We start from the raw sequence: 8,907 nt of genomic DNA on the forward strand, positions 1-8,907 counted from the left end.
TGGACCATTGGTGATGGCATTGCTGACGATTTGAGGTCTTTGCTTATCTCATTTACAATTAATCCAGGTATCATTTTTTGTCCTCCTCATCAATCAATTTTTCAATCAACAGACAACCGTCGCAATCATCACGTCTAGCTGCAAAAATCGCCATAATAATGCATCCAACAGTTGATCCCACAAACAGCGCCAGTATTGCTACCCAACAGGGAATCATGATTGTCCACGCTTTCCAAATACATTTACATAAATAACTATCAAAAAACCACTAATCATCATAATTTCAGAAATATAATCGCAGATCATTTCTGCTGGGGATTTTGCTGTCATATTCCACCCGAAATACCAAGTCTCAGCAAAGTTAAACAGTGCTCCAAGAATTAAAGCTGTTAATCCAACAATATATTTTGTTCTTAACTCGTTATTGCTTAACTCATATGTTTTCATGATTGCTTACCTGCCAGCAGTTCGGGATTGTCGTGGATGTTGCCGATAATAACCGATTGCGGCAACCAATATCCAAGCTCATGGCGGTATGCACTATTTGTAAAACGATCCAAAAAATCAACATAAAATCCGACGTTATAATGCTCAATATCTCCTGTACCACCATATTTCCCAAGCTTTATAACCGCTTTGCCTACGTGAGTATCCAAAATATCATCTTGGCAGCCTTCCGCGCCGTTTTTATCCTTTAGGCCCGTATACTCCATCAGTTCTGGTTCTATTCCTTCCCATTCACCAGCACTGACCTGTCGATACACGACTATTTCTTCTGATGGGTCTTTATCAAATTTCAATTGATCCCAAGGAATCATAACTTTATTTTCTTCGTCCCACGCCCTGAATTTATGCTTCCTCATGATTGCTCACCTGCCGCTTTATCCCCGAAATAATCAACATTGCTGATAAAGTTGACTATCTTATCGCTTTCAATAACTACAAATTCGGTTAAAAATTTATCCCAATCTTTCAATGTGCAAGGTTCACATTCTTCTGTTTCATCATTGTATTTATCAAACCAAAATTCAACATTGTCATCACAGCTAGTATTTTTCAGTATAAAATACGGATATTGTTTTTCGTCAAGCTGTCGTATTTCAGCCGCGACTTCGGCAAATCTGGTGTAAATATGACCGCCTAAATCAGTTGCTAATTCAGAGTTTGTTGTTAAAAACCTAGTAATGCACTCAGCCACAAATTCTTTATCTTTAGTGAAGAAAACTTGTTGATTGCCAGCTTCCCAAAGTATCCTATCCTCTTGAGTGTCTGACTCGTTAATTTTTTCGTTTAATTTATTAAATAATTTATCATCAAACATTGCCGCGGTTACGTAATGCTTTTTTTCTTCCCATGGTTTACTAGGAATATATTTATTAAGCAAAATGTCCCAAGCTACAGGTGCAAACCACCATGAATTAGAAAACTCCTTTAACTCTTCACCATTAAAATTTTTATCCATAACCCATAAACTACTTCTACTCATGTTAACCCCTCCACATAATATTTTTATCTTCGGGTATTCTATAAATGGCTAGTGCCCGCTAGCCACTCCGTATTTACCTATGGATTGCCAGAGTTACCTGGTCAGGTGGGCTCTGGCTTTTCCATGTATAATATTGTTACCTTCGGACATCATATAAACGGAAAACCTGTCCATTTTCCTAATGAATTGCCAGAGCTATTTTCTTACCAGATATATAGCTCTGGCTTTTCCATGCATAAAAGCCGATTTTCAAGGCATTATATAAGCGCTATTACTTCTTCATCCAAGGCCTAGCAGGTCCTGGCTTTTTCTATTTCAACTATTGCCGCTAATATCGGATATATCTGATAAGGATTAACTGCGTTGCCTACTGACTTACATCTGTCCACCCTGCTGGGAATCCCATTAGGTTTTCCATAAACTCTGGATGTGGATACGTCCACCCGTATATCTGCCTGCAATAATCCCTGAAGTTGTTTCTTTCGTTTCTGCCAACCCTCTTGGATGCTTCTATCGTTCTTCCCCCCCTGTAGTCCGAAGCTATTGGTGTTGGCAACAGTAAAAACTCTTTCTCGTATATGTCTGGCACCGACGCCTGCAGCTGGAATAATAAATGGTTGCGCGGCGTAATTGATATTTTCCAAGTCAGATAACACACTATCGAGCCCCAAGGATACGTGCCCAGTAACATTCTCACCAATAACCCAAGTGGGCCTGACTTCTTGTATAAGGTCGCGCATATAAGGCCAGAGTGCACGGTCATCTTCTTCGCCTTTTCGCTCCCCGGTAAGACTGTATGGTTGGCAAGGATATCCGCCGGCCACAATGTCAATTCCGCTGATTCCTGCATTTTCTAGCACCTCCTTGTTAAGCTTTCGTATATCTTCAAATATCGGAACATCGGGCCAATGCTTTTCTAGTACCTTCTGACAAAATGGATTTTTTTCACAAAAGGCTACTGTCTCAATCCCGGCCCATTGCGCTGCCAAATCTATACCGCCTATGCCGCTGAAGAGGCTGAACATTTTTAGTGCCACGTTCACGCCCCCTGCCGTTTATGTTTTTCGCAAGCAGTACGTCCTGCTGAAACTTGTTCTTTATGGATTAGACAATATTTTATTCTACCATTTGGGGATATTACTTTTGAATATTGACATGATCCACAACGCTTCTGATTAGTGTTACCCAACGTTCACGCCTCCTTTGTTTGAGTTGTTTTAAAATCATGCAAACAATATTCCTTGCTCCCTATATGGCTTTACCCGCTTCTCAATCAGATTTATATAATCGGGATTCAACTCTATCCCAACGGAATTCCGACCTAGCTTCGCCGCAACTTCCAGCGTGGTCCCTGATCCCACGAACGGATCTAATACAATACCGCCAACTGGGCAACCTGCCAATATACAAGGCTCAATCAATTCAGGCGGATACGTAGCAAAATGCGCTTCTTTGTATGGCTTAGTCGCTACGGTCCAGACTGTGCGTTTGTTGCGCTTATCGTGATATTCATAAATATTTCCTGACTTTGTTCTATAAAAGGCATCAGGATCTCGAGTATATTTATTTCCTCCAAATCTAGGTGCAACTGCTTTCATATTCCCGTTGGTTTTGTCCAGCACCCTAGCTGATCCAATTTGATGTTCAACATCTTGGTTTAGCCTTTTTACAGTGCTTTTTGTCACAGGTTCGGCAATTGCTTCCGCATCGTAATAATAATTTGCTGACTTACTCAGCAAGAATATATACTCATGTGCTTTTGTTGGTCGATCTGTAACGCTCTCAGGCATTGGGTTTGATTTTGCCCATATGATGTCTGACCTCAAATACCAACCATCAGCACGAAGTGCAAACGCTACCATCCACGGAATACCAACAAGGTCCTTTGTTTTTAACCCTTTTGGGGTTCCAATACGGCGAACACTGTTTTGCGCAGCGAGATTGTTTGCCCCTACTCCGGGGTTTTTGCTTTGTTGGCGTTCTGCTTTTGTTCCAGTAGCGTAACTATCTCCAAGATTCAGCCACAGCGTTCCATCATCCCGCAGTACTCGCCATACTTCTCGAAATGCCTGAACCATTTTCGCTATATACTCTTCCGGTGTTTCTTCAAGCCCCATCTGACCGACAACACCATAATCACGTAATCCCCAATACGGCGGCGATGTTACGCAGCAATGAATACTTTTAGCAGACAATCTACGCAATGCCCGGATACAATCATCGTTAATGATTTGAATATCTATGGTCTTCACTCACGTCCTCGCCTCCATCTTTTTCAGCATCGCCGCAAATATCCCGACTTGCCTATCTTCCTCTTTCTTCTTCTTACCCTGTTGCCTGTTCCAATGCTCCCACCTGGCCCGATCCGCTCCGCAGCTACACCGTACTACTGCATATCCTTTACGTCCTGCCATTTCAATCAGCCTCCCAGTAAGTGATTTTCAATGTTTCACCCTTCCGTACGTCCCCATTTCCGATCACATCAAAATTCAGTTCGCGGATCCCCTCTTCAAACTCATCAATCTTCCGGACAGTTCCGGTATTCTTCGTGATAAAACGTTCTGCAATCGACTGCAACGTGTCTGTGGTAGTTACGGTGTACGTTTCCGTCACAAATGTATAACCACATTGCGTAACTACAATTACCAGCAGTACTGCTATTTTCATAACGGCTGTAACCGTGTTTCTAATAAAACGCATTATTCTTGACCTCCAAACGGTATTCGCTTCAGTTCGCACATTTTACAAATCCAACTGTTGGTATAGCCGTGTCGAACGGCTATTTTCTTGAGTTCGTCAAAATTTTGCGCCTGGCAAACTTCTTCCCTACGTTGTTTTTTCTCATGCTCTGTTCTTGCTCCAATGAGTACAGATATCTCCAAAACACTCATTTCCTTCCAAATGGTATTCTTTTTAATTCACATTGCTTTACAATCCAGCCGGGTGCATATCCCCTCTGCATAGCAATCTGCTCCAAAGTCACCACGTTTCTAGCCTTCCGGACTTCTTCTTTTTTGCGTTTCTTCTCCAACTCAATTACTTCAGCCAGTTCACCATCACGCTGTTCAATTTCAGCTTTCTGTTCGACTTTATAAACGTGATGGCAATATGGGCATTCAGGTGCAGGCCTGTGAGCTCCAAAACATTTTGGACATATCTTCATAGGAAACTCGCGTTTTTCTGTGGGCTTTTTCTTCTTCCCCTCAAGAGACCATGAACGATCTTCATCAGGCAAACCGTGCCTATAGACATTTCCAACATGATCAATTATGACGGCCACTTTATCGGGATTGTTATCGTCTCGCCGCATGGCTCTCATTGATTGCTGAATAAATAATGTCAATGACTGTGTTGGCCTGGCCAATATAACGGCCTCCATGGCAGGAACATCAAAACCCTCGCTAATCAAATCAACATTACAGATTATTTTAATACTGCCATTTTTAAACTCATTGATTGCCGCGTCACGGGTTATAGTAGGCGTTTCACCGTCAATGTGAAGTGCTGGAATACCTGCTTGACGAAACATTTCTGCCGTGTGTTGGCTATGTGCTACGCTGGAACAATAACAAACGGCTCTCGCCCCTGGCGCCAATTCTTGATATTTCTTAATCAAGTCACCAATGATTTCGGACTTGTCCATTCTCATAGAAACGTCTGACTGCTTAAAATCTCCGTAGACCACTTTCAGCCCATCCAAATCAGCTGCGACAGGCGGTGCATAATAACGGTAGGGTGATAGATTTCCAGCAGCAACTAACTCTTTGACGCTTGGCCCCATAATGAGAGATTCAAATATATCGCCCAATCCTTGGCCACCCATTCGCGCTGGTGTGGCTGTTAATCCAACAACCATGGCATCAGGATATGCTGCAAGTAATTTTCTCCACGTTGCTGCCGTAGCATGGTGAGCTTCATCAAGGATGATCAGCTGTGGTTTTGGTATGCGTTCAATTCGCCTGACTACCGTTTGAATACTGCCGATCTGAATAGGTTCATTCAACGCTGATGGATAACCAGGTGCAATAATTCCGTGCGGAATATTTAATTTGTTAAATGTTTTTGATGATTGATCAATGAGCTCTTTCCTGTGAACCACGAACAATGTACGATTACCTTTTAACCTTGCCTGTGCACTCATCCATGCCATAATTATTGTCTTGCCTGCTCCACATGGCGCGACTATACAAGTCCGTTTAAGGTTGTTTTGAAATTCTATCCGACAGCCATCGATTAGCATTTCTTGATAAGGTCTAAGTTCAAACACTAAAATCACCTCTAAATGGGTAAAAGGTAGCCCGTCCAAATCCAATCAGACGGGCAATGTGTTGTTTTATTAAAACGGTGTATTCGATCCAGCTGGTGGAAATGTCATCGCACCAGGAGCGGTTGGTGGTGCAGCAGGTTTAATCATTTGCCAAGCACCGTTAATAACTTGCCACTGGTTTCCCTGCGGATCAAATTGAATTTGCGGTGCTGCCGCAGGAGGCTGTGCAACTGGTGGAGCTGCGTACTGTGGACCAGTTGGGGCAGGGTTTGGCGCTGGAGGTGCGCCGTATCCTTGAGGTGCAGGTGGCGTTCCATAACCAGTATTAGCCGCTGTTGTTGTTTGTGGAGCGGAACCTTTCGGTTCAACAAAATCAATCGTATTTACATTACATTGCCAAGCCCGTTGTTTTTGACCAGTGTTATCGGTCCATTGCTGTTCTTCCATACGGCCTGAAATAACTAACTTATGACCTTTCTGACAAGAACTTAAAATTAGTTCAGCCGTTTTCCCAAATGCTGAGCATCGAAAAAAACTAACCTTGTCTTGTCCATAATTGTCAGCTAAATTAAAATGTGCAATTGCTTTACCGTCTTGAGTTGTTTTTGATTCTGGATTATCTGTAAACCGTCCTGAAATTACAATGCTATTCATATGTTATTGACCTCCTGTTTTTTGTTGTGCATAACTCTTAAACTCATTCATTAAAGCAAAACATTCCTCGACAGTAAGCTGTGCTGGTGCCCTACCGCCAAACTTAGGGCTTCGTTGAATATAACCAACAATGTCAAAGTTTTGTAAATTCCCCCATACAGCTGTCATGTAATAAACAATCTCTTGTTCATATTTAGGGAATCCGTAAGCGGGTTGTTGTGGCTGAACAGTTTGCACTACTTGCTGCTGTCCTTGCATGGGATACCCGTTTACTGGTTGTTGCGGCTGTACTGGCCGATCAATGCCGGTTTCAAGCCAGCCAAGCAATTGTTTACCCACATCAAATCCAAGGGAAAACACTTTTCCATCAAATAATGATGTACGGTCTTTGCTAGTAGTTGCCTGATGATTCTGGTCAATATCGATAAATGTTGTAAACTCATATTCCATGCCATCCCGTTGAATAGGATTCATACCAATCTTGCGAATAATTGTTTTTCCGTGATCGTCTTTTTCTTGAATCGTTTCCATTTTTGCCCGTAACGTGGCTATCATATGGGTTTTGCTATTCAGAATAGAATCAACCAGGCGATTATGCATAGGAGTAATATCTCGCCATGCCGTCCAACTGTTGACTCCTGATTTCTTTTCAAGTTGACCTTTTTTATCCAGTAAGCCGCCTTCACCTGACCACGCATGAGTCAAGCTGTCAATAATAATGCATTCGATTCCAGCATCCTCCGCTTCGTGGATAGCTGCTATATATTTTTCAGGTGTATAAGGCGAAACAATTTCAATATAATTAAATTCACCAATTTCAATACCGCTTTTGTTATAGTTGGCATATAACTCCCCGCTGTGATTTTCAGTGTCAATAACGCAGATTTTATTCCAATCGGACGTAATACCATAAGCCACCAGCAGTGATCCGAATGTTTTCCCTCCACCAGCAGGCCCCGATATGCCTAGACGCAATTTTGCTTTTGTTCGTGTTGCTTTACGCATTGCCATGATTATTCACGCCTCTTTCTTTCAACCGACTCTTGCAAAGCTTTTTTAAATTCATCTTCTGTGCAAATTCTGTATTTAATGAGCTCGTCTCTGTAATTCCACCAGCCCTCCACTCTATTCTGATAAAACAGCGCAATCGCTTCGTTATATTCATCTTCGGTTTCAACAGCTGAAAATACGTCAACCTGCTCGATATCAAATCCATTTCGGCGTAGGAACAAACTTTGTACACCTAATTGATGTAAATCACCCTGATTTAATAAATACCGTGATTTCATATATTATTTACGCTCCTTTACTGTCAACGAATCTGGATATTCAATTGCTTCAATAAAGTCTAGAATTTCACCAGTAGCGCTGATTACTCGCCCGTCTTCCATAACTGTCAACGTATTTTTAAATTCAGTCCAATCAGTTGATTTCTCTGTAATAATTAATTCAGGCGCAAGTTGTTCCACGCGTTCAGTCAGTGTTTTATTTTTGCCGCTAATCTTTTCACCGGAAATGAAGAATTCCGGATTAACTTTATGAAAACTCGCATTACCACTGGGCAGTGACACGGTTTTTGTCTTACCAACAAGCTGCTGTTCAGCGTAAGGCCGTAGCAGTCTAATTAAAAATTCAATGGACCGATTATTTTGATCTTCAACGATTCCACGCCACTTATTTATGAGCTCGATTCGCTTTTGAGCAAATTGTTTAACTCTCTCATTTTTGCGCTGGCATTCAACAATGTGACGTATTGCCCAATCGGCCTTTTCATCGTTATCAATTACAAATTGATTTTTTTGAGGTTCTTTCGCATCCATGACTTGCGAATCTAAAAATTCATCAAGACTTTCCGTAAGTTCCTTATCATCTGACATCATCTATTCCCCCTTGGCTCCTGGCTAATAACTTCGTAGCTCATACCATTGCTGGCAAGATACGCTTTAAATCCATTAGCCTGTGGAATTGTAATCCCTGGTAATTTCAGTACAACGTCCCACGTTGACGGCATCACAGGTGGCATTGGTGGCGGTGGAACAGGAACAAATTCAGGCATTAGCGGTGGTCCTGATTGAAAGCTCGACGGTGCAGGAGGCAATAGTGGTGGCCCTGACTGAAAACTCGGTTGCGTCGGTGGCAATGGCGGTTCTGTCACCGCTGCTGCCTCTCTCGCCGCCTTCTGTTCTAAATTCAACCGATCATGGCACGCCTGGATGATGATTCCCGATATCTCTGGAAGTGGCGCTTCCGCTACTAAATGGCCAACGTCACACGGCAACAGCGGCGTTTTGAGTCCAGCAGACTGAGAGTGTACCTCGCACAGTTGCCGGATCATTTCTGTGCGCTGCTGCCGTAATTGTTCGGCTTCATCATCGTTCTTTTGCTGGCTTAATAAATTTTCGATTTCTGTGACTATGGCTTTACGTGTGGTTGTTATTTTAGCTGTTCTCTTGATCCATGCCGACTGAATAGAGAACTTACCGACATACTCTGGACGCAA

General features: G+C 42.4%; 14 protein-coding genes. All 14 read right to left on the bottom strand.

Annotated elements, in window-relative coordinates:
- Positions 1-213: 213 nt before the first annotated feature.
- Positions 214-447 (bottom strand): hypothetical protein, encoded by a 234-nt coding sequence (locus Ga0466249_RS25400; RefSeq protein WP_215832296.1) that lies wholly within the window; start codon positions 445-447, stop codon positions 214-216.
- On the bottom strand, positions 444-863 hold the full coding sequence (locus tag Ga0466249_RS25405; protein WP_215832297.1) for a YopX family protein: 420 nt from the start codon (positions 861-863) through the stop codon (positions 444-446). The genes Ga0466249_RS25400 and Ga0466249_RS25405 overlap by 4 nt, the downstream gene beginning before the upstream one ends.
- Positions 860-1,486, bottom strand: a complete 627-nt coding sequence (locus Ga0466249_RS25410) for a regulator of G-protein signaling domain-containing protein (protein ID WP_215832298.1) — start codon at positions 1,484-1,486, stop codon at positions 860-862. The genes Ga0466249_RS25405 and Ga0466249_RS25410 overlap by 4 nt, the downstream gene beginning before the upstream one ends.
- Positions 1,487-1,776: 290 nt before the next feature.
- Positions 1,777-2,523, bottom strand: a complete 747-nt coding sequence (locus tag Ga0466249_RS25415) for a DNA cytosine methyltransferase (protein WP_215832299.1) — start codon at positions 2,521-2,523, stop codon at positions 1,777-1,779.
- 186 nt (positions 2,524-2,709) lie between these two features.
- A complete protein-coding gene (locus Ga0466249_RS25420) occupies positions 2,710-3,738 on the bottom strand; it encodes a DNA-methyltransferase (protein WP_215832300.1) in 1,029 nt (342 codons plus the stop codon).
- Positions 3,739-3,900, bottom strand: a complete 162-nt coding sequence (locus Ga0466249_RS25425; RefSeq protein WP_215832301.1) for a hypothetical protein — start codon at positions 3,898-3,900, stop codon at positions 3,739-3,741. It abuts the gene before it with no gap.
- A gap of 1 nt (position 3,901) precedes the next feature.
- Entirely contained in the window at positions 3,902-4,186 is a 285-nt protein-coding gene (locus Ga0466249_RS25430; protein ID WP_246589056.1) for a LysM peptidoglycan-binding domain-containing protein, read from the bottom strand.
- A complete protein-coding gene (locus tag Ga0466249_RS25435) occupies positions 4,186-4,368 on the bottom strand; it encodes a hypothetical protein (RefSeq protein WP_215832302.1) in 183 nt (60 codons plus the stop codon). Before Ga0466249_RS25435 ends, Ga0466249_RS25430 begins: the two co-directional genes overlap by 1 nt.
- 5 nt (positions 4,369-4,373) lie before the next feature.
- Positions 4,374-5,753 (bottom strand): DEAD/DEAH box helicase, encoded by a 1,380-nt coding sequence (locus tag Ga0466249_RS25440; RefSeq protein ID WP_215832303.1) that lies wholly within the window; start codon positions 5,751-5,753, stop codon positions 4,374-4,376.
- A 69-nt stretch (positions 5,754-5,822) separates the two neighbouring features.
- Positions 5,823-6,407 carry a single-stranded DNA-binding protein gene (locus Ga0466249_RS25445; RefSeq protein WP_215832304.1) on the bottom strand — a complete coding sequence of 195 codons (585 nt, stop codon included), beginning with the start codon at positions 6,405-6,407 and terminating at the stop codon, positions 5,823-5,825.
- A gap of 3 nt (positions 6,408-6,410) precedes the next feature.
- Positions 6,411-7,418 (bottom strand): AAA family ATPase, encoded by a 1,008-nt coding sequence (locus Ga0466249_RS25450; protein ID WP_215832305.1) that lies wholly within the window; start codon positions 7,416-7,418, stop codon positions 6,411-6,413.
- Positions 7,419-7,420: 2 nt separating this feature from the next.
- Positions 7,421-7,696, bottom strand: coding sequence for a hypothetical protein (locus Ga0466249_RS25455; RefSeq protein ID WP_215832306.1), 276 nt, complete (start codon positions 7,694-7,696; stop codon positions 7,421-7,423).
- Between the two features lie 3 nt (positions 7,697-7,699).
- On the bottom strand, positions 7,700-8,287 hold the full coding sequence (locus Ga0466249_RS25460) for a host-nuclease inhibitor Gam family protein (protein WP_215832307.1): 588 nt from the start codon (positions 8,285-8,287) through the stop codon (positions 7,700-7,702).
- On the bottom strand, positions 8,284-8,907 hold a 624-nt coding region (locus tag Ga0466249_RS25465), incomplete at its 5' end, for a hypothetical protein (RefSeq protein ID WP_215832308.1). The genes Ga0466249_RS25460 and Ga0466249_RS25465, both read right to left, overlap by 4 nt.

It is taken from the genome of Pelorhabdus rhamnosifermentans (genome assembly GCF_018835585.1).
Classification (GTDB): Bacteria; Bacillota; Negativicutes; order UMGS1260; family UMGS1260; genus Pelorhabdus; species Pelorhabdus rhamnosifermentans.